This is a genomic window from Streptomyces albofaciens JCM 4342 (genome assembly GCF_008634025.1).
Lineage (GTDB): Bacteria > Actinomycetota > Actinomycetes > Streptomycetales > Streptomycetaceae > Streptomyces > Streptomyces albofaciens.
This window is the reverse complement of record NZ_PDCM01000001.1, coordinates 4,016,678-4,037,781: the sequence shown is the minus strand read 5'-3', so window position 1 is coordinate 4,037,781 and position 21,104 is coordinate 4,016,678. Positions and strand designations below refer to the sequence as shown.

The window sequence follows — 21,104 nt, the reverse complement described above, 5'->3', positions numbered from 1 at the left end:
TCAGCCGGCCACACCTCCCGACCCGGCCCTACGGCTCTCAGCGCCGGACGAACCGGGTGATCGTGACGTCGTTGGGGAAGGAGGTGCGCTCGGCCACCGAGAAGAGGGTGGGACCGAACTCGCCGTCGAACACCGGGATTCCGGCCCCCGCGACCACGGGATAGCTCTTGATGATCAGCTCGTCGATCTCCGGCAGCAGCACACCGGCCAGCCGGCCGCCCCCGCACAGCCAGATGTCCCGCCCCTCCTCCCGCTTGAGGCCGCGGACCAGCGCGACCGGGTCCTCCCGGACCACGGTCACGGCCGGATCGATGTCGTGCGCCAGGGTGCTCGACACGACGTACTGGCGCAGGTGCGCGTACGGGCTGGTGAGGCCCGCGTCCAGCGCGGGCCGGTAGGTGCCGAGCCCCATCACCACCGTGTCGAAGCGGACGTTGGGCGTGTCGGCCAGGCCGTGGGCGGCGCGCATGGCGGTGGGGACGGTTTCGGGATGGTGGATGTTGGCCCACGCGGCGTAGGCGGCGGCCTGTTCCTCGTCACCCGTGGGGTAGAAGTCGAATTCGCCGCCGGGGCCCGCGATGCGGCCGTCGAGGGTGACGGCGACGTAATAGACGAGCTTGCGCATAAAAATAACTCCACCCGTAGTACTCTGCTTGCAGTGGTTTGAACGTAGTACTACGACTGGAGTGGTGTCAATGGCGCGCAGGAACGAGGAGCGGAGGGCCGCCCTGGTCGACGCCGCGATCGAAGTACTGGCCAAGGAGGGTGCGCGGGGGCTGACCTTCCGGGCGGTGGACACCGAGGCCGCCGTCCCCGCCGGTACGGCCTCGAACTACTTCGCCAACCGCGACGACCTGCTCACCCAGGCGGGCGCCCGGGTCTACGAACGGCTGCGGCCCGACGAGGCCACCATCGCCCGGCAACGGGCGAGCACACCGGACCGGGAGACGTACGCGCAGCTGATGCGCGAGCTGATCGGCCGGATCAGCGCCTTCCGCACCGGCTACCTGGCGCTGCTGGAACTGCGCCTCGAAGCCACCCGGCGCCCCGGCCTGCGCGCCCTGCTGACCGAGCGCGTCCGCGCCGACGTGGACGCGAACGTGGCCTACCACGAGGAATCCGGCCTGCCCGGCGACGCGACGGCCGTCCGGCTGCTGTACCTGGCGTTCAACTGGCTCATCGTCGAGCAGCTCACGCTGCCGGGGGTCTTCTCGGAAGCCGAACGCGACCGGCTGGTCGAAGCCGCGGTGGAACGCATCGTGACGCCGTGAGACGAAGGCCGGGGGCCGGGGTGGCAGGTGGTTCGGAGGGCGGGTGGTCCGGGAGGTGGGTGGCCGGGGAGGCGGGTGCTCCCGGAGGACGGGTGGCCCCGGGCCCGGCAGCGTCCCCGTAACCCCGCCCCGTCCACCCCTCCGCCCCATTCCCACCCCCACGTCCCGGCGCACTCGCGACCCCTCCGGGGCGCGCTCCTCCGCCGGGACGAGAACCGGGGCCGGGGAGGTGGCCCGTAGGGGGATTCCGGGGGCGGTGGATGCTGCCCTACTGTCGGGGACCACGCGGGAGTTGCCGCCCCGTGCCGGCACGGGGCCGACGTCGGGAGGCTGACGTGTCCACATCGGTCGCGGATACGGCGAAGGGCGCTGCGGGCGGTCACGGGACGGCCGCGCGGGCGGTGTCGCTGGTCAAGACGTACGGGATGGGCGAGACCCGGGTCGTGGCGCTGGACGGCGTCGACGTGTCGATCGGGCGGGGGCGGTTCACGGCGGTGATGGGGCCCTCCGGCTCGGGGAAGTCCACGCTGATGCACTGCCTCGCGGGCCTGGACACGGTGTCCGCCGGCCGGGTGTGGCTGGGCGAGCGGGAGATCACGGGCCTGAACGACCGGCAGCTGACCCGGCTGCGCCGGGATCACGTCGGCTTCATGTTCCAGTCGTTCAACCTGCTGCCGACCCTGACCGCCGAGGAGAACATCACGCTGCCCATGGACATCGCCGGCCGCAAACCGGACCGGGAGTGGCTGCGCGAGGTCATCAGCACGCTACGGCTGGGCGACCGGTTGCGTCACCGGCCCTCCCAGCTCTCCGGCGGTCAGCAGCAACGGGTGGCGTGCGCACGGGCGTTGGCGGCCCGCCCCGATCTGGTGTTCGCGGACGAGCCGACCGGCAATCTGGACTCGCGCTCGGGGCTGGAGGTGCTCCAGTTCCTGCGGGAGGCGGTGGACGGGCTCGGGCAGACGGTCGTGATGGTCACCCATGACCCGAACGCCGCGGCCCACGCCGACCGGGCGCTCTATCTGGCGGACGGCCGGATCGTGGACGAAATGGCGCAGCCCACGGCGGAATCCGTACTGGAACGGATGCAGATCTTCGCCGGGGGCCCGCCGCAGTCCGCGCAGCCCCTTCCCGACGCCGGTGATGACCTCGACGCCGACTCCAGTTCCGACCTCGGCCATGGCGACAGCTCCGGCTCCCGTTCCACAGCCGAGCCGCCTAACGCTTCCGGCTCCAGTTCCACAACCGAACCACCCACCGCTTCCGGCTCGACAACCGAACGAACCACCGCTTCCGGCTCCCCAACCGAACGAACCACCGCTCCCGACCCGGCAACCGAACGCCCCGCCTCTCGCGGCCCCGCGCCCCATCCGCCCACCCCTCCCGGCCCCACCCCCACGTCCTCCCCCGACACCCCGCGGAACGACTGACCCGCCGTGTTACGGGCCACGCTCCGGAGTTTCCTCGCGCACAAAGGACGGCTGCTGCTCTCCGCCCTGGCCGTGGTGCTCTCGGTGGCGTTCGTGGTGGGCAGCCTGATCTTCTCCGACACGACGGGCGCCACCTTCGACCGGCTCTTCGCCTCGACGGCCTCGGACGTGCGCGTCGCGCCGCGGCAGGACTTCGACGCGCCGGGCGGAATCGGTTCGGCGGAGACCCCGACCGTGCCGGCGGCCCTGCGGGACCGGGTGGCCGGCGTCGAGGGGGTGGCGGGCGCGCACCTCGACGTATCGGTGGAGCGGAGCACCGTCACCGACGCCCGCAACCGGCCGGTGGGGCCGACGCAGAACGCCACGTCCATCGTCACCAACTGGTATCCCGGCGAACACAAACCGGTGCGGGTGACCAGCGGCCGGCCGCCGCGCGGCCCCGGCGAGGCGATGCTCGACCGCGACTCCGCGGACCGGAAGGGCGTCCGGATCGGCGACACCCTGCACATCATCGCGCCGCCGGGCAGGTTCTCCGTACGTGTCGTCGGCATCGCCACCTTCACCACCACCAACCCGGGCGCCTCGCTGGTCTTCCTGGAGACCCGGGCCGCCCAGCGCGGCCTGCTGGGCAGTACGGCCAAGGCGACCTCGGTCTCCGTGGACGCCGCGCCCGGCGTCCCGGACCGGGTGCTCAAGAGCCGGATCGGCGCCGCGCTGGGCCCCGGCGCCGCCGCGTACGACATCCGGACGCGCGACGAGCAGCAGAGGAGCCAGGCCGAGGAGCTGGGCGACTTCCTCAGCATTCTGAAGTACATGATGGTGGGCTTCGCGGGCGTCGCCGTCCTCGTCGGCGTCTTCCTGATCGTCAACACCTTCTCGATGCTGATCGCGCAGCGCACCCGGGAACTGGGCCTGTTGCGGGCGCTCGGCGCGGACCGCCGCCAGGTGCGCCGCTCGGTCCTGCTGGAGGCGCTGCTGCTGGGCGTCTTCGGCGCCACGGTGGGGCTGGCGGCGGGCGTCGGGCTCGCGGTGCTGCTGGTCGTGGCGCTGGGCTGGTTCGGGCTGCGGCTGAACACGGCCGACCTGGTGCTGGACTGGCCGGCCGTGGTCGCCGCGTACGCCGTCGGGGTGGGCGTGACCTTCGTCGCCGCCCTGCTGCCCGCGCTGCGGGCGGGCCGGGTCTCGCCGATGGCCGCCCTCGCCGACGTGGAAGTCCCGGGCGCCGGGCGGCCGTTGCGGGTCCGCGCGATCGCGGGGGCCGTGGTGGGTGCCGGTGGCGCGGCCGCACTCGCGGGCTGCGCGCTGAGCGGCCGGACGCCGGTCGCCGGGACGCTGCTGGCGCTCGGCGTGCTGCTGACGCTGCTGTCCGTGGTGATCGTGGGGCCGCTGCTGGTGCGCCCGGTGATCCGGCTGCTCGGACGCGGGCTGGAGCCCGCGTTCGGCGCGGTCGGCCGGATGAGCCGCCGCAACGCGCTGCGCAATCCGCGCCGTACGGGTGCGACGGCGGCGGCCCTGATGGTCGGGCTGGCGCTGGTGGCCGGTCTGTCGGTGGCCGGGGCGTCGGCCGCCGCGTCGGTGAACCAGCAGATCGACCGGACGCTGGGCGCGGACTTCGTCGTGCAGGACGCGTCGTTCGCGCCGTTCTCCGGGGAGATCACCGATCGCGTGCGCGCGACGCCGGGCGTGGGCACGGTCGTACGCCAGCGGATCGTCCCCCTGCGGCTGAACCTGCCCGACCGCCGGTCGGTCACGACCGTGGCCGGCGCCTTCGACCGGGACTTCGACGCGGTGGGCAAGGTGACGTACGCGGCGGGCGGTACGGCGGCGGCGCTGGCGCCCGGACGGGTCGCCGTACAGGAGAAGTTCGCGCGGGAGCACGGTCTGCGGGTGGGCAGCAGGCTGGACGCGGTGCTGCCGTCGGGGCGGGCCGCCCGGTTCACCGTCGGCGCGCTCACCGCGGACTCCGGTTCCGGGCCCGCGGCCCAGGGCGGCATCTACATGGGGATGGCCACGCTGGAGAAGTACGTGCCGCGCGGCCAGGACTCCGTGGTGTACGTGAACGCCGCGAAGGGCGTCGATCCACAGCGGCTGCGGGCGGACCTGGAACGGACGCTCAAACCGTTCCCGCAGGTTCGGGTCAGCGACCGGGCCGACTACAAGAAGCTGGTCAGCGGCCAGATCCAAGGGCTGCTGAACCTGCTGTACGGGCTGCTGGGGCTGGCCATCGTGATCGCGGTGCTGGGTGTGGTCAACACGCTGGCCCTGTCCGTCGTGGAGCGCACCCGCGAGATCGGGCTGCTGCGCGCCGTCGGCCTGTCCAGGAAACAGCTGCGCCGGATGATCCGGCTGGAGTCGGTGGTGATCGCCCTGTTCGGCGCGCTCCTGGGTCTCGGCCTCGGCCTGGCCTGGGGCGCCGCCACGCAACGGGTGCTGGCGCTGGAGGGGCTGACGGCGTTCGCGGTCCCGTGGTCCACGGTGGCCGCGGTGGTGATCGGTTCCGTACTGGTCGGGCTGCTCGCGGCACTGCTGCCGGCGCTGCGCGCGTCCCGGCTCGACATCCTGGCCGCCATCGCCCATGAGTGACCGTACGTAGACTGACGGACTGTCCGCACCACGCGTCGACCGCGCACCGGCCCAGCACCGCGTGCGCACACTTCGAGGGGGCTCCATGTCACGCCCGTTCCGCTTCGGTGTCAACATGCTCACCATCGAGTCGGGGGCCGAGTGGCGGCGGAAGTGCCGCCGGGCCGAGGATCTGGGGTACGACGTGGTGCTCGTACCGGACCACCTCGGCATGCCCGCGCCGTTCCCCGCGCTGATCGCCGCCGCCGAAGTGACCGAGCGCCCGCGCCTGGGCACCTTCGTCCTCAACGCGGGCTTCTGGAACCCGGCGCTGCTCGCCCGCGAGGTGGCCACCACCGACCTCCTCACCGACGGCCGGCTCGAACTGGGCCTGGGCACCGGTTACGTACGCGCCGAACACGACAGGGCAGGCCTGCCCTGGGGCCCGCCCCGCGAGCGGGTGGACCACCTCGTGCGTACGATCGAGGAGTTGGACCACTTCCTGGCCGACCCGGAACACGCGCCGCAGCCGGCCCAGCGGCCCCGTCCGCCGCTGCTGATCGGCGGCAACGGCCCGCGCATGCTGCGGCTCGCCGCCCGGCACGCGGACATCGTGGCCTTCACCGGCGGCCGGGCGGCCCCCGGCAAGCCGGAGGGCACCCTCGAACTCCTGACGCCGGAGGCGCTCGACGACACCCTCGCCGGCTACCGGAAGGCCGCCGCGGACCGTACCCGGCCGGCCGAGCTGAACATCCTGATCCAGCAGGTCAGGGTCACCGACGACCGGCGCGGGACGGCGCGCGCGATCGCCGGGCACAACATCGGCGTGGACGAGGAGCAGGCCCTGCACGTCCCGACGTTCCTGTTCGGCACGACCGCGCAGATGGCCGAGCAGCTCCGCGAACACCGCGAGCGCTACGGCTTCTCGTACATCACCGTGCTGGACGCCTCCATGGAGGCGTTCGCGCCGGTGATCGAGGAGCTGAAGGGGAGCTAGCGCCCGGCCTCGCGACGGGACCGGCTGCTATCCGTTACGGCCCCTGCCGCGCTCCCCCGGCGCGGCCGGGGCCGGGGCCAGGGTCCGCGGGGTCGCTTCCGGCCGGGCCCTGTCACCGACGTGTCCCGGCCGGTGGGCCGCCGCGCCGCGTCTCGGAGTCCGGAAGCCCGTGGCGGCCCGGGGCCGCTCCGTGTTTGGCTCACGGCATGATCGATATACAGATACGGACGGCCGTACCGGACGACGCCGAGAACGTGCTCGCCTTCTGGCGCGAGGCGGCGGAGGGCACCTCCATCACGGACGACGTGGACGGTGTGACCCGTCTCGTACGGCGCGACCCGCAGGCGCTCCTGCTCGCGGAGTCCGACGGCCTCCTGGTGGGTTCGGTGATCGCCGGTTACGACGGCTGGCGGTGCTCGCTGTACCGGCTCGCGGTGCTCCCCTCGTACCGCCGCCAGGGGGTCGCGACGGCGCTGCTCGAAGCGGCCGAGCGGCGCTTCCTGGCCGTGGACGGCCGGCGTGGGGACGCCATGGTGCTGGAGTCGAACGAACGGGCCCACCGGGCGTGGTCGGCCGCCGGCTACCGGCGCGAGGACCACTGGCGGCGATGGGTGAAACCGCTGACACGGGCCTGAACCGTCCCTTTCTCACTCCCTCCGCCTGCCCGCCACCCGCTTTGCCCATCCTTTACTATGGATGGTTCCACGTCTCCCAGCGAAAGGAGTGAGCGTCCAGCCATGGGCGAGCCTCCCAGTTGTCGTCCCGTCTCCACCCGGAGCGCGAACCTCCCGGTCCTGTTCGAACATGGGACGGAGGTGACCCGATGACCGAGCTGCTCCTCCTGGCCGTGGCCCTGCTCCTGACCCTGGCCTGCGGCGTCTTCGTCGCGGCCGAGTTCTCGCTGACCACCGTCGAACGCAGCGACCTGGAACGCGCCGTGGAGCGCGGCGAGCGCGGCGCGGACAGCGCCCTCGAAGCCGTCCGGAGCCTGACCTTCCAGCTCTCCGGCGCCCAGCTCGGGATCACCGTGACCGGCCTGGTCATCGGCATGCTCGCCAAGCCGTCGATCGCCGCGCTGCTGGCCGGCCCGCTGGACGCCCTCGGCCTGCCGGGCTCCGCGGCGGACTCGGCGGCCCTGGTCCTCGGTACGGCGGTCTCCACCGTCCTCCTGATGGTCATCGGCGAGCTGGTCCCCAAGAACTGGGCCATCTCCAGCCCGCTGCCCATCGCCCGCCGGGTCGCCACCCCGCAGCGCGGCTTCAGCGCCGCCTTCAAGCCGCTCATCGGGCATCTGAACAACACCGCGAACCGGATGATCCGCCGGATGGGCATGGAGCCCGCCGAGGAGCTGGCCTCCGCCCGCGGCCCGCAGGAGCTGGTCGCGCTGGCCCGGCACTCCGCCAGGGAAGGCGCCCTGGAGCCGGACACCGCCGAGCTGTTCGTACGGACCCTCGCGCTCGCCGACCTGACCGCGGAGAACGTGATGACGCCCCGGGTGCAGGTCACCGCCCTGGACGTGCAGGCCACGGCCGAGGACGTGGCCACCGCGACCCGCGCCACCGGCCTGTCCCGCTTCCCCGTCTACCGCGGCAGCCTGGACACCGTGGTGGGCGTCGCGCACATCAAGGACGTACTGACCGTGCCCGCCGGCCGGCGCCCCCGCCACCCGGTCTCCGAGCTGCTGCGCGAGCCGCTGCTCGTACCGGAGACACTGACCGTGGACAAGCTGCTGGACCGGCTGTCCGGCAAGCAGACGATGGCCGTGGTCATCGACGAGTACGGCGGTACGGCCGGGGTCGTCACCCTGGAGGACATCGTCGAGGAGGTCGTCGGCGAGGTACGCGACGAGCACGACCCGATGGAGACGCCGGACCTGGCCTCGGCCGGTGAGGACGCGGACGGCCGGCCCCGGTACGAGGCCGACGGCGCCGTACGCACCGACCAGCTGGAGCAGATCGGCCTGAAGCTGCCGGAAGGCCCGTACGAGACCCTGGCCGGCCTGATCGCCACCGAACTGGGCCGCATCCCGGCCGCCGGGGACGGCGTCGAGGTCGCGGGGTGGCGGATGGACGTCCTGGACGCCTCCGGGCACCGCGCGGCGCGGGTGCTGCTGCACGCGCCGCCGCCGGCCGACGCCGACGAGGCCGGGGAGGACGCCCGATGACCGCGCTCCAGCTGTTCATCGGCCTGCTCACGCTGGTCGTCAACGCGTTCTTCGTGGGCGCCGAGTTCGCGATGATCTCGGTGCGCCGCAGCCAGATCGAACCGTACGCCGAGGACGGCGACCGCCGTGCGGACCGGGTCCTGTGGGGTCTCCAGCACGTCTCCGGCGTGCTGGCGGCGGCGCAGCTGGGCATCACCCTGTGCACCCTGGTGCTCGGCGCGGTCGCCGAGCCCGCCATCGCCCACCTCCTGGAGCCGGTCTTCGACACGGCCGGCGTGCCGGAGGTCCTGGTGCACCCGGTCTCCTTCGTCCTCGCGCTGGCCGTGGCGACGTACCTGCACATGCTCTTCGGCGAGATGGTGCCGAAGAACGTGGCGCTGGCCGAGCCGGTGCGTACGGCCCTGCTGCTGGGGCCGCCGCTGGTCGCGCTGACCCGCGCGCTGCGCCCGGTGATCTTCGCGATCAACGCGTTCGCGAACGCGCTGCTGCGGCTGCTGCGGGTGGAGGCCAAGGACGAGGTGGCCGCGACCTTCTCCGACGACCAGCTCGCCAAGATGGTCGAGGACTCACAGGCGGCCGGGCTGCTGGACGACCGGGCGAAGGAGCGCCTGCGGGACGCCCTGGAGCTGGGGCGCCGCCCGGTCGCCGATGTGGTGGTACCGGTGACGAAGGTGGTCACCGCCCGGCTCGGCATCACCCCCGAAGGCGTCGAGGAACTGGCCGCGACCTCCGGCTTCTCGCGCTTCCCGGTCGTCGACAGCACCCAGCGCATCCTCGGGTACCTGCACGTCAAGGACGCGCTCGACACCTCGCCGAGCGATCTGCCGTTCCCCCTGTCCGCGCTGCGGCCGATCGCCCGCGTACGGGCCGAGACGCCGCTGGACGACGTCCTGACGGCGATGCGGGCCTCCCGTACGCATCTGGCGGCGGTGATCGGCAAGGACGGCCGGCTGGCGGGTCTGGTCACGATGGAGGACGTGCTGCGGGAGCTGGTGCTCCAGCAGCAGCCCCGGAAGGCGGGGCCAGTCGGGGGCGCTTCCAGGCGGTAGGCGGGGGCCGGGGGCGATGGACGGGAGCCGGGGGCGGGGAGCGGGGGCGAGGCGCCGAATCGTCCCCGGAACCAGGGCCCAAGCCCGGGGCCCGAGCCCAAGCCCAGGGCCCGAGCCCAAGCCCGGGATCCGAGCCCGAGGCTCGGCCCCTCGTTCGCGCCCCGGCCCGCGCCGGGCAGCGCCCCGGCGCCCGGTATCCGCCCCTGTAGGATGCCTCCCGCCATGGAGATCAATGCCACCTACACCAGTTTCGTCGCGGTGGGCGACAGCTTCACCGAGGGCATGTCCGACGCCCTGCCGGACGGCTCGTACCGGGGCTGGGCCGATCTGCTGGCCGCGCGGCTCGCGGCCCGCACCCCCGGCTTCCGCTACGCCAACCTCGCGGTGCGCGGCAAGCTGATCGGCCAGATCGTCGACGAGCAGACGGGGCCCGCGGCCGCGATGGGCGCGGACCTGGTCACACTGGTGGGCGGGCTCAACGACGTGCTGCGGCCCAAGTGCGACGTGGACCGGGTCTGTGCTCTCCTGGAGGAGGCCGCGGCGCGGCTGGCCAAGGACTGCGCGCAGCTGGTGCTGATGCGCAGCCCGGGACGGCAGGGCCCGGTCCTGGAACGCTTCCGCCCGCGCATGGAACAGCTCTTCGCGCACATCGACGAACTGGCCGAGCGGCACGGCGCCATCGTGGTGGATCTCTTCTCCTCCCGCGCGCTGGCCGACCCGCGGATGTGGGCGGACGACCGCCTCCACCTGAACGGCGCCGGTCACGAGCGCGTGGCCGAGGCCGTCTGGCAGGCCCTCGGCTTCCCGGCCGAGGCCGACTGGGACGCTCCGCTCCCCGCGTTCGTACCGCCGCGGTGGACAGCACGGCGCACCGCGGACGTACGCTTCGCGCGCCGGCACCTGATGCCGTGGATCGGCAGGCGCCTGACCGGCCGCTCCAGCGGCGACGGCCGCCCACCGAAGCGCCCCGACCTGCTGCCTTACGAGGATTGAGCCGGCCGCGTCGGGCTATCGCTCACAGCAGGCCCAGTTCCCGGGCGCGCAGGGCGGCCTGAGTGCGGTCGCGCAGGGCCAGGCGGCCGAGGATGCGGGAGACGTTGTTCTTCACGGTGCCCTCGCTGAGGTAGAGCTGCGCGGCGATCTCCCGGTTGGTCCTGCCCTGCGCCACGAGCCGCAGAATGTCGATCTCGCGCGGGCTCAGGGGGACGGGCGGCCCTGCTCCGGGGCACGGCGCGGGCAGGCAGGCGGCCAGGTGGCGGGTCACGGAGGCGTCGAGCTGGGTGACGCCCGCGTGCGCGAGCCGGACCGCGTGGGCGAGATCATCGGCCGGCAGGTCCTTGAGCAGATAGCCGAAGGCGCCCGCGCGCAGCGCCTGGACGACGTACTCCTCGTCGTCGAACGTCGTCAGCATCACCACCCGGCACTCCGGCGCCTCCCCGCGCAGCACGGCGACCGCCTCGACACCGTCCATCCCCGGCATCCGGACATCCATCAGCACGACATCGGGGCACAGTTCGAGCACCTTCGCGACGGCTTCGCGACCGTCCTCGGCCGTGCCGACGACCGTGATGCCCGGCCGGATGGACAGCAGCGACGCGATGCCGTCCCGGATGAGCCGCTGGTCGTCCACGACCAGTACGCGGACCGGTGCCGCCCCCTCGCTCATCTCGCGCCTTTCCCGCGGTGGCCGCGCGGCACCGTCACCGTCAGCCGGGTCCCCGCGCCCGGACCGCTGTCGATGTGCACACTCCCGCCCACCAGGTGCACCCGCTCCCGCATCCCGAGCAGCCCGAACCCGGTGGCGGTCCCGCCCGGGGTGAAGCCGCGGCCGTCGTCGGCGACCACCAGGCATGCCACGTGTTCCGTCAGGTCGACCGCCACCGTCACCCGCGAGGCCCGCGCGTGGCGGCGCGCATTGGTCACACCTTCCTGCGCGGCCCGGTAGAGCGCGGTCAGCTGCGCCGGTCCGTAGCCGTCCTCGGAGCCGTCCACCTGCACGGTGACCCGGGGCCCGGCCTCGTCGTCACGGGCCAGGCCCTCGATCGCCGTGAGCGACCCGCGTGTCTCCTCGCCACGCAACGCCCGTACGGACTGTCGTACGTCGCCCAGCGCGCGCTTGACCGACAGCCGTGCCTCATCGACCGCGCGCTGGGCGGAGCCGGGTTCCAGGGCCCGGAACTCGGAGGCGATCTCCAACTGTACGGACACGGCGGTCAGGTGGTGCCCGAGGCTGTCGTGGATGTCCCGCGCGAGGCGGTTGCGTTCGGCCGCGGCGGACAGTTCCGCGACCTGCGCGGCGTACTGCTCCAGGGCGCGCCGTGACCGCTGTTCACCGATGGCGACGGCCGCCATGGAGAGCGCGAGGATCAGGCCCACGCAGAGCATCAGCAGGTCCGACACACGCTCCACATCGCGGTGCCAGCCGGGCGCGGTCACCACATATCCGGCGAGCAGTCCGACCACGCACAGCGCCGCCAGTGCGAGCGCGGCACAGCGTCCGTAAGCGAAGTAGGCGGTGAACGGCAGGAGTACGAACAGGACCTGGGCCAGCCCCGAGGCGTCGAGGGCGGCCACGACCGCGATCAGGCCGCCCCGCGCCAGCAGCGGCAGGCACGCCCGGACGGAGATCCCACGGCGCTCCACGGCCTCCAGCGCCATCAGCGCAACCAGCCCCGCGGCGAACCCCGCCGTGCGCGGCAGCGACGGGCCGGGGCCGGGAGCGAGACCGGCCAACGCGTAGTAGAGGCCGCCGACCAGCACCGCGGCGTACAGCAGAGGCGACACCCACGGCACGGGAATGTACGCCGCCATGCGCCCACCCCCTCTTGCGTGCCGTCCAGGCTAGGCGGGCAGCCGCCGAAGGGCGAGGGCGCGGGGCGGGCGCGGGCAGGTGTGACCGAGCGGCACATGCCGTCCAGCCATCCGGCGGCGGGACGATGACTTCCGGCGGAGGACAGATGCCTTCCGGCGGCGGGGCGGATGACTTCCGGCAGCGGCGAACAGATGCCTTCCGGCAGCGAGTCTCGCCGTTCCGCACCTGCCGCAAGCGGCCGGCGGCTCCTTAACGTTCCCAGCCCCGGCCGCGAAGTCCCAGGCCGGGATCGCCCTTCGACCCATAGGAGCGACCATGCCGACAACCTTGTCCGACCGGGCCGCCCGCATCGGCGCGCTGGCCGGTACGCTGGCCGGCCTGCTCATCGCCCTGCCCGCACTGGTCGAGATCTTCACCGGGGAGACCACGGCCACCAGCTTCTTCCTCGCCCTGTCCCCCGCGTTCTCGCTGCCGCTGCTGACCGCGCTGCACCGGCGCCAGAGCGCGGTCACGGGCCACTTCGGGGAGACGGCCCACGTCGTCAACCTCATCGGCCTCGGTCTGTTCGGCGGCGCCGCGTTCGCCTCGAACCTGGTACTGATCCACTTCGACGACGCGGTCGTCGAGAAGGCCCTGACGGGCCCCACGGTCCCCGCGCTCATCGGCTCCGCGGCCGTCTTCGCCGTCGGCTGCGCCCTGTTCGGGGCGGCAATGCTCCGCGCCCGGGTGTATCCGCGGCTCCCGTCCTGGGCGTACGCGACCGTGCTCCCGCTCTTCGCATTCCTCACCGCCCTGCCCGACTCCGCGCTCACCAGCGCCCTGCACATCGTGGTCGGGGCCACCTTGGCCTGTCTCGCACGCGCCCTATGGCGGTCCGCCGGGACGGTGGTCCCCCGGGCGGGCACCCTCGCAGGTTGCGCAGGCCCCAAGTGATCCCGGCGATATGCCTGCCTGCGGGCCTGGTTGCGTCGGGTGAGGCGGCAACGCCCCCGTACGGTACGGGGCCACCGGGCGGGAACCGGTCATGCGCGGTCGACTTCGACGGTCGCGGTCCCGCCCGGTGGCACCCGTACGTTCACACAGGTGTGGACGTGTCCGTGAAGGGTCTTCCGCTCGCACTCGTACGGCCTGCCGTCGGTCCGGACGGCACGGTGGTCGCCGGGGAACCGGGCCTGCCACACGTAAGCCTTCGAGGTGCCGTTGGTGAGCCGGGACCGGTGGGTGCCGTCGTGCCGCAGGTCGAAGAAGCCGTCGCCGACGGGGATGTGGTCCGCCCGCACCCAGTCGATTCCGCGGGGCAGGTGGGAACGGGTCGTCACCCGGGCACGCGGTGCGTCCGGGCGGAATCCCATCAGCCCTTCGACGGTCTGTGAGACGAGGGTGAACGCCACCTCCGGATAATCGCCGTTGATGCCCTGGGCGGCGACGGGGTGGCGGTCGTCGCGGTGGTCGTGGACATAGCGCATCCACTTCCACGCCTGCTGGTCACGGTCGTTGGCGAAGAAGGTGTCCGGCAGGTACGTGATCGCCTCGATGTTCACCGGTTTCCCCGCTCCCCCGGCCATTTCATCGATGTAGTCGAGGTATGCGTCATTGCGCGGCCCGGGCAGCAGGAGACGTTTCATCGGCATGAACCAGCTGTTCTCCCTGCCCCAGCCGGACAGCGGGGCACCGGAGAGGTCATAGGCGCGGGTCATCGCGGCACCCTGGTTCGCGACCCAGCCGTGATGGAAATATCTGCGCAGTTCCGCGGCCCGGCCGGCGTACCGGGCCGCTTGGCCGTCCTCGCCCCGGGCCGCCGCGAGGGCGGAGGCGGCCAGATAGGCCCGGTACTGGGAGGCGAACGCGTCGCCGGCCTCGACCAGTTGCTCGCCACTGCCCTCGTTGTAGCTGGCCACCCCTTGGAAGATTCCCCGCCCCGTGCCCTCGGCGACGCCATTGGGTTTGAGCCGGTCGTGCTTTTCGACGAATTCCGTGACGGTGTGACGGCAGAAATCCCACATGGTGCCGTCGATGTAGAAGGCGTCGCCGCTCCACCGGTAGGCCTGTTCCGTCTTCTCCACCAGTTCGAAGGGCGCGGGCACCTCGCGCACGAACGAGTCGGCACTGTGGTAATCGATGCTCAGATAGGTTCGGGCGTCGAAGTTGTACGCCCACACGGGGTAGTACGCATGGGCGGCGACCGCCGAAACAGCGAACGAGCCCAGCATGGTCTTGTTCTCTTCGTTGAGCCCCAGAATCTGGGCTCCGACGACCTGATGGGCGGTATCGCGCGCGTAATAGCCGCTCCGGTGGGCGTATCCGGCCCAGTACGAGGGAGCGTAGGCGGCGGTGCCGGAGCCGCTGGGCTGCCTTTCGTCCACGTTCAGAGGCCCGACCGTACCGGCCAGGTGAACCCAGCTGTTGGCCTTGCGCTTGGCCCACGCGAACAGTTCCACCAGCACCGGGTCCGAGGACGAGACCCGCGGATCGGCCGGCGACGCGGGGGACGGCATGACGTCGTCGACATGGACCCAGGCACCGCCGGACGCGAACACGATCTCCATCCGGTCCCCCTTCCTCAGGGCGACTCGCGAGACGGTGTGCCGGGAGTAGAAGGCACGGTCCGCGACGGCGGCCTCGCCGGCCGGCGTGCCGTTGACCCGTACCTGGAACACGCCGCGCGGTCCGCCCGCGGCGATCCACGCGGACACGTCGTACGTGCCCTGCCCGGCCGCGGTCACCACCTGCCGCACCTGCCGCTCCCGCCCGGCATCGAGGTACGCGTTGCACCGCCCGGTGTGCGGATGGCCGGTGTCGACGCCGGTGCCGTCGTCCCACACCCACCCCTGCTCGCCCTGCTCGAACCCGGGATTGGCCACCGCGAGGAACGACGGGCCGGCGTAGCAACCGTTCGGTGACGACACGAGCGAACCGTCCTCTCCTTCGATGAGCACGGCCCAGCGCCGCGCTCCGGACCGTGCCCGGAAAGGCGAGCCACCGCACCAGAGTCGTGGCAGCACCGGGTACGCACAAGGCCCTGGGGCCGCGAACGCCCCGGCGGCCCCGGACTATTGGGCGGAGCCGCTGGGTGGGTCGGTGGATCGGTGGATCGCTGGGTTGATGGATTGGGGGTGGTGGGGTGGCGGACCGGTGGGTTGGTGGGCCGGTGGGCCGGTGGATAGTGGAGGACACGGTCAAGCGAAACCGGTACGCACGGTTCCTGCTCAGCCGCCCGGCCGCGTGAAGCGGCTGCTCGGCTCTCCTCGTAGCCGATCGCCTGGAATTCTGCGGCCGTATGCCAGCAGCAGAAGGTCCTGGGCGGAGCCGTACAGCGGCGAGCCCGAGCCGTACGACCAGTCGAGGTCCTCGGCGCACAGCCGCACCCCGTCGAGGTCGGCACCGAAGAACTTCAGGCTGCTGGGCCGGATCTCGTCGAGCAAGATGCGCAGCCGGTCCTCGGGGACACGCCGGTCGAGACCGAGCGCGACGGTGATGTCCAGCCCGTGCACCACGTCGTGACCGAGCGCCGCCGCGAGCCCGCCGACCGGTGGAGTCCAGGGGTGGTCGGCGTTGTCGCGCAGGAAGGCGGCGAGTGCGGTGGTGGAGTGGGCGGCCGCGTCCTTGCGCGCGACCCGGTCGGTCATCCGGTGGAGGTTCCCGCGCGCCTTGGCCAACTCGCCGAGCACCGAGGGCAAGGAGAGCCGGAACCCCATCGACATGTGTGCCGCCACTTCACGAACCCGCCACCCCGCACAGAGGCTCGGCCCGTCCCACTGGTCGACCCGCAGAGTGTCCAGCAGGTCGGCGAGTTCTCGGCGTTCCGCCGAAATCGCGGCTCTGACCTCGGCCTTCTTCACCTTGTGCGTTGTCGCTTTCGCCATGTGATCAAGCCTGCCGCCGACTGAGTCATATCTCCAATAGATGGTTCTGCTGGCACCTAGAACCATTGGTTATGGAACTGCGTCAGCTGCGCTACTTCGTCTCCGTGGTCGAGGAGGGCGGCTTCACCCGCGCCGCGGCCAGGCTGCACCTGGCGCAGCCCGGCTTGAGCGCCCAGATCCGCCAGTTGGAGAACGAGCTGGGACAGCCGCTGCTCGACCGCTCCGGCCGGTCGGTGACGCCGACCGAGGTGGGCCGGGCGGTCCTGCCGCACGCCCGCGCCGCACTGGCCGCGGCGGAGGCGGTGCGGGAGACGGTGGACGCGTACACGGGCCTGCTGCGTGGCCGGGTCACGCTCGGGCTGGTCTCCGGCGCCACCGGCCACGTCTTCGACATCCCCGCTGTGCTCGCGGACTTCCACGACGCCCACCCCTCGGTCGAGTTGACGCTCACCGAGGACACGACGGAGCGGATGCAGGCCGCAGTCCTGGCCGGTGAGCTGGACATCGCCGTCCTCGGGACGGCGGAGGAAGCGCCACCGCCCGGAATGGCCTTCCAGATGGTGATCGACGTCCCGCTGGTCGCTGTCGCCGCGCCCGGAGTTCCGCTTGCCGACCGTACGCACGGCACGTGCATCCCGCTTGCCGGTCTGCGCGACAGGCCGCTGATCTGCCTGCCGCACGGCACCGGAGTGCGCGCGGCACTCGAACGCGGCTGCTCGCAGGCGGGATTCCGGCCCCGCGTCACCTTCGAGGCGGCCGCCCCGCACGTGCTCGTGCAACTCGCCGCGCGGGGCCTGGGCATTGCCGTACTGCCGGCCGGCGAGGACGAATCGCCCCTCGACGGGCGCCTCCGGACCATGCGCATCGTCCGTCCCGAAATGCGTGGCCGCATCGCGCTCGCCTGGCAGGCCACCGGCCCCTCCAGTCCCGCGGCCCGGGCACTCCTCGACCGCCTGCGCGCAGCCCTTCCGAAGCCGCCCGTGCGTCGGTCCTCGCGGGGCGGGGCAGGGGTCAGCAGGTGATGGTGCCCTTGCGCAGCGCGTGGCCGTCGTCGTTGGCGTCGTCGGACCAGTAGACGGGCTTGCGTCCGGCGACGCACTCGTCGGCGCCTGCCAGGGCGAAGCCCTCGTTGTTGTAGTTGGGCATGCCGGTGGGGCGGTTGTAGACGGCGGTGGTGGTGAAGACGCCGGCCTTGTTGACCTGCAAGGTGCGGTGCCGGCCGTCACAGGTGTCGTCACAAACGGCCCACAGTCGGGCGGCCCGGGACTCCCACTGGAGTTCCATGACGCCACGCATACCGGTGTTGATGGACGCGACGCGGGTGAAGGCGCCGGAGTCCTGCAAGACGTAACCGTAGATCATGCCGGTGCCTTCGACTCCGGCGAAGAACACGCCTCCGCTGTGGGCGCCGTAGCGGGCCGGGTGGTAAGCGGCGCCGGTGGAGGCGTCCTTGAAGGCGGCCTGGGTCAGGTAGGTGTCGGGCACCCAGGTGATACCCTCGAAGCCGAGGTTGGAGCCGACGGACGGCAGGTCGGAGGTGAGGTTCCACTCCTTGACGGCGGTCAGCGCGGAGCCGGTACCGGCGCCGCCGGAGACGTCGTACTTCAGGACGGACAGGCGGCTGGTGCCGGAGGCGTCACCGTTGCGTTCGCTGGCGACGAAGACGCCGCCCGCGGCACCGTCGCCGGTCGCGGTGACGCCCTCGCTGTCGGGGTGGCCGGAGCCGCCGGGGAAGCGCAGGGTCTTGCCGGTTCTCCAGCCGCCGCCGGTGTCGGGGGTCCAGCCGCCGGAGCCGTTACGGACCAGGCGCCACAGCTTGCCGCTGTTCTGGGCGCCCCACATGATGTCGCCGTCCTGGTGGAGGCCGCTGAGGTCCTGCCCGAACACGTGGGAGGCGTCGGCGTTCGTCACGGAGCTGCCGCCGGGCCATGCCACGGGCGTGGTGCCGCCGCCACCGCAGTCGTTCGCGGCGCCCAAGGTCACCTCGGCCGCCTTGAAGGCACCGGTGCCGTCGGGGCAGCGTGACCAGGACGGGCCGGAATGCCGGCCCCAGGAGTAGCTGTCGACCAGGGTCTTGCCGTCCGGCAGGTACAGCCGGGCTCTGTCGTCCGACCCCAGCCCGAACGCGTCATGGACATCGAAGGCCCGGAAAGCACCCGCGGCCAGCACGGTCCCGGAAGGGATCTTGTACTTCGAGCCGTCCTTGTCGCCCTTGCCGTTCTTGCCGTCCTTGAGGATCCAGCCCGAGATGTCGACCGTCGCGGTGCCCTTGTTGTACAGCTCGACCGAGTCCTCGACGTCCCCGGTGGTCACCACCTCGTTGATACGGATGTCGCCGGCCGGGGCCGCGTCGGCAGGTGAGGCGGCCGGCGCACCGGCCAGTGCCGTCCCGGCGGCGAGGAGGAGAGCGAGAGCACGAGGCAGGCGGCGCGTACGTAATGCGGTCACGGTATACGTCCAGAGGTCGCGGCGGATGGGGCGCCACGACGCTCCCGACGCGATCCGAACGAAACGCCTCCCGACACACAGACAGCACGTGAACGACAACCGAACGGTGAACTCCCCCGTGCGCCCTGCCGGATGGTCCGGTCAGTGGCCGCCACACGCGCGCCCTGCGTGGCACCGCGAGGTCACGCTGGAGTATCAGGAGTCGCTGGTGTCGTCGTGAAGGAGGTGGTGGGTGAGCGGACCTTCGAGGTCGGCCAGTGGTGTCGTCCGGGGCCAAGGGGGCTGTTCCTGGCGGCCGCTCCAGGTCAGATGGACCACTGCCCAGCGGAATGATCGGTCGGTGACGCGGAACAGGTCGTCGTCGCAGGTTTCGCAGCGTGCCGCCGCGCGGACCCGGGCACCGTACAGCGCGTGGTCCGGCGGCAGTTCCCGGTGGAGTTCCCGTTCCAGGCCGTGCAGGGCGCCGCCGTCGGGCACCCACCATGGGGCGGGGAGCCGGCCGGGATCGTCTGGTGTGGGCAGTGTGGGCGGCACTGCTTCAGTGTGGCGCACGCTCTTTCCGTTCCGGGCGAGGCCCCACAGGGAGGAAGGGCGATGACATGGCGGAGAGGCGTGCGCGACGGGCCGCCGCGGCCTCTCACGAGACGGCCGCTGGAGTCGCCTGGTCTTGGTGCGACGATGCGCGCGTGGCGACAGGCTCCGAACAGGTCCGACGGGAGCCGGCCGACCATGATCGTGGCGCCCGGTCGCCGCAAGACGGGCCGGTGCCGGGCTCCCGACGCCGCCTCCGGGTGCAGGCTCCATCGGATGGGCCCAGGCCGTAGGGCGAGGATGCCCGCGACCGGCCGGAAGGGACGCTCCGCGCCAGCGATGATCGCTTGTGAGCCCCCGCCCCGTCAGCGAAGAGCGCAGGCACGCCATGCCGCCCGCCCCCTCCGGGACAGGAGCCCGCGACGGCCCCGGACGCCCCTGTTTCCCGCCCCCTGCCCGTTGATCAAGAGAGAAGGAAGTTTCCCCAGGTCAGAGGGCTGGCAGTCGCGGCGGTCACGTGACAAGTACACTCTCGTCCGTGACTGCCAAGCCCCGCATTCCGAATGTCCTGGCCGGCCGCTACGCCTCTGCGGAGCTCGCCGTCCTGTGGTCCCCCGAGTACAAGGTCAAGCTGGAGCGCAAGCTGTGGCTCGCGGTGCTCCGTGCGCAGAAGGACCTCGGGGTGGAGGTGCCGGAGCAGGCGCTCGCCGACTACGAGCGGGTGCTGGAGGACGTCGATCTGGCGTCGATCGCCGAGCGGGAGAAGGTCACCCGGCACGACGTGAAGGCGCGGATCGAGGAGTTCAACGCGCTCGCCGGGCACGAGCAGGTCCACAAGGGGATGACCTCGCGCGACCTGACCGAGAACGTGGAGCAGCTGCAGGTCCGGCTGTCGCTGGAGCTGATGCGGGACCGTACCGTGGCCGTCCTGGCGCGGCTGGGCCGGCTCGCCGGTGAGCACGCCGAGCTGGTCATGGCGGGGCGTTCGCACAACGTCGCCGCGCAGGCGACCACGCTGGGCAAGCGCTTCGCGACCGCCGCCGACGAGCTGCTGGCCGCATACGGGCGGCTGACCGACCTGCTGTCCCGCTATCCGCTGCGCGGCATCAAGGGCCCGGTCGGCACCGCGCAGGACATGCTGGACCTGCTGGGCGGCGACGCCGCGAAGCTGGCCGAGCTGGAGCAGCGGATCGCGGGGCACCTCGGCTTCGGCCGGGCGTTCACCTCGGTCGGCCAGGTCTATCCGCGCTCGCTGGACTACGACGTGGTCACCACGCTGGTGCAGCTGGCCGCCGCGCCGTCCTCGCTGGCCAAGACCATCCGGCTGATGGCCGGGCACGAGCTGGTCACCGAGGGCTTCAAGCCCGGCCAGGTGGGCTCGTCCGCGATGCCGCACAAGATGAACACCCGCTCCTGCGAGCGCGTCAACGGTCTGATGGTCATCCTGCGCGGCTACGCCTCGATGGCCGGCGAGCTGTCCGGCGACCAGTGGAACGAGGGCGACGTGTCCTGCTCCGTGGTGCGCCGGGTCGCGCTGCCGGACGCCTTCTTCGCGCTGGACGGTCTGCTGGAGACGTTCCTGACCGTGCTGGACGAGTTCGGCGCGTTCCCCGCCGTCGTCGCGCGGGAGCTGGACCGCTATCTGCCCTTCCTCGCCACGACCAAGGTGCTCATGGGCGCCGTACGGGCCGGGGTGGGCCGCGAGGTGGCGCACGAGGCGATCAAGGAGAACGCGGTCGCCGCGGCGCTCGCCATGCGCGAGCAGGGCGTGGAGCGCAACGAGCTGCTGGACAAGCTGGCCGCGGACGAGCGCATTCCGCTGGACCGTGCGCAGTTGGACGCGCTGATGGCCGACAAGCTGTCCTTCACCGGCGCGGCCGCCGACCAGGTGGCCACCGCCGTGTCCCGTATCGAGGAGATCACCAAGCAGCACCCCGAAGCCGCGGCCTATGCGCCGGGCTCCATTCTGTGAGGCCT

General features: G+C 72.2%; 17 protein-coding genes and 1 pseudogene. 11 read left to right on the top strand and 7 right to left on the bottom strand.

Annotated features, from left to right (window positions below):
- Nucleotides 1–37: 37 nt before the first annotated feature.
- Complete coding sequence (locus CP973_RS18085) at nt 38–625, bottom strand: dihydrofolate reductase family protein (RefSeq protein WP_150241969.1); 588 nt, start codon at nt 623–625, stop codon at nt 38–40.
- Between the two features lie 70 nt (nt 626–695).
- Between CP973_RS18085 and CP973_RS18080 the strand changes: the two genes are divergently transcribed.
- From CP973_RS18080 to CP973_RS18045, 8 genes and pseudogenes are all read left to right on the top strand, one after another.
- Complete coding sequence (locus tag CP973_RS18080) at nt 696–1,271, top strand: TetR/AcrR family transcriptional regulator (protein WP_150241967.1); 576 nt, start codon at nt 696–698, stop codon at nt 1,269–1,271.
- Between the two features lie 335 nt (nt 1,272–1,606).
- A pseudogene (locus tag CP973_RS18075) lies at nt 1,607–2,369 on the top strand (ABC transporter ATP-binding protein); the annotation flags it as partial.
- 338 nt (nt 2,370–2,707) lie between these two features.
- A complete protein-coding gene (locus CP973_RS18070; RefSeq protein ID WP_150241965.1) occupies nt 2,708–5,284 on the top strand; it encodes an ABC transporter permease in 2,577 nt (858 codons plus the stop codon).
- 85 nt (nt 5,285–5,369) lie between these two features.
- Nucleotides 5,370–6,260, top strand: coding sequence for an LLM class F420-dependent oxidoreductase (locus tag CP973_RS18065; RefSeq protein ID WP_150241962.1), 891 nt, complete (start codon nt 5,370–5,372; stop codon nt 6,258–6,260).
- A 206-nt stretch (nt 6,261–6,466) separates the two neighbouring features.
- Nucleotides 6,467–6,895, top strand: coding sequence for a GNAT family N-acetyltransferase (locus CP973_RS18060; RefSeq protein WP_150241960.1), 429 nt, complete (start codon nt 6,467–6,469; stop codon nt 6,893–6,895).
- Nucleotides 6,896–7,083: 188 nt separating this feature from the next.
- Entirely contained in the window at nt 7,084–8,424 is a 1,341-nt protein-coding gene (locus tag CP973_RS18055; RefSeq protein WP_150241958.1) for a hemolysin family protein, read from the top strand.
- Entirely contained in the window at nt 8,421–9,473 is a 1,053-nt protein-coding gene (locus CP973_RS18050; protein WP_150241956.1) for a hemolysin family protein, read from the top strand. Before CP973_RS18055 ends, CP973_RS18050 begins: the two co-directional genes overlap by 4 nt.
- 222 nt (nt 9,474–9,695) lie before the next feature.
- Nucleotides 9,696–10,466, top strand: a complete 771-nt coding sequence (locus CP973_RS18045) for an SGNH/GDSL hydrolase family protein (protein ID WP_150241954.1) — start codon at nt 9,696–9,698, stop codon at nt 10,464–10,466.
- Between the two features lie 22 nt (nt 10,467–10,488).
- Here CP973_RS18045 and CP973_RS18040 read toward each other — a convergent pair whose 3' ends face one another.
- Both CP973_RS18040 and CP973_RS18035 read right to left on the bottom strand, forming a co-directional pair.
- Entirely contained in the window at nt 10,489–11,139 is a 651-nt protein-coding gene (locus CP973_RS18040) for a response regulator (protein ID WP_150241952.1), read from the bottom strand.
- Complete coding sequence (locus CP973_RS18035; RefSeq protein WP_150241950.1) at nt 11,136–12,284, bottom strand: sensor histidine kinase; 1,149 nt, start codon at nt 12,282–12,284, stop codon at nt 11,136–11,138. Before CP973_RS18035 ends, CP973_RS18040 begins: the two co-directional genes overlap by 4 nt.
- Before the next feature lie 316 nt (nt 12,285–12,600).
- On the opposite strand from CP973_RS18035, the gene CP973_RS18030 reads away from it, so the two are divergent.
- Nucleotides 12,601–13,218, top strand: a complete 618-nt coding sequence (locus CP973_RS18030) for a hypothetical protein (protein ID WP_150241948.1) — start codon at nt 12,601–12,603, stop codon at nt 13,216–13,218.
- 89 nt (nt 13,219–13,307) lie between these two features.
- On the opposite strand, the gene CP973_RS18025 is transcribed toward CP973_RS18030, so the two are convergent.
- Together CP973_RS18025 and CP973_RS18020 are read right to left on the bottom strand one after the other, a co-directional pair.
- Nucleotides 13,308–15,191 carry a hypothetical protein gene (locus CP973_RS18025; protein WP_150241946.1) on the bottom strand — a complete coding sequence of 628 codons (1,884 nt, stop codon included), beginning with the start codon at nt 15,189–15,191 and terminating at the stop codon, nt 13,308–13,310.
- Nucleotides 15,192–15,491: 300 nt separating this feature from the next.
- On the bottom strand, nt 15,492–16,148 hold the full coding sequence (locus CP973_RS18020) for a maleylpyruvate isomerase family mycothiol-dependent enzyme (RefSeq protein WP_150241944.1): 657 nt from the start codon (nt 16,146–16,148) through the stop codon (nt 15,492–15,494).
- Nucleotides 16,149–16,219: 71 nt separating this feature from the next.
- On the opposite strand from CP973_RS18020, the gene CP973_RS18015 reads away from it, so the two are divergent.
- Nucleotides 16,220–17,170: a LysR family transcriptional regulator gene (locus CP973_RS18015; RefSeq protein ID WP_150241942.1), complete on the top strand. Its 951-nt coding sequence runs from the start codon at nt 16,220–16,222 to the stop codon at nt 17,168–17,170.
- On the opposite strand, the gene CP973_RS18010 is transcribed toward CP973_RS18015, so the two are convergent.
- Both CP973_RS18010 and CP973_RS18005 read right to left on the bottom strand, forming a co-directional pair.
- A complete protein-coding gene (locus CP973_RS18010) occupies nt 17,160–18,596 on the bottom strand; it encodes a lamin tail domain-containing protein (protein WP_150241940.1) in 1,437 nt (478 codons plus the stop codon). The genes CP973_RS18015 and CP973_RS18010 overlap by 11 nt on opposite strands.
- 195 nt (nt 18,597–18,791) lie before the next feature.
- Nucleotides 18,792–19,130 carry a hypothetical protein gene (locus CP973_RS18005; RefSeq protein ID WP_150241939.1) on the bottom strand — a complete coding sequence of 113 codons (339 nt, stop codon included), beginning with the start codon at nt 19,128–19,130 and terminating at the stop codon, nt 18,792–18,794.
- 535 nt (nt 19,131–19,665) lie between these two features.
- Here CP973_RS18005 and purB point away from each other — a divergent pair.
- Complete coding sequence (gene purB, locus CP973_RS18000; RefSeq protein WP_150241937.1) at nt 19,666–21,099, top strand: adenylosuccinate lyase; 1,434 nt, start codon at nt 19,666–19,668, stop codon at nt 21,097–21,099.
- Nucleotides 21,100–21,104: the final 5 nt, after the last annotated feature.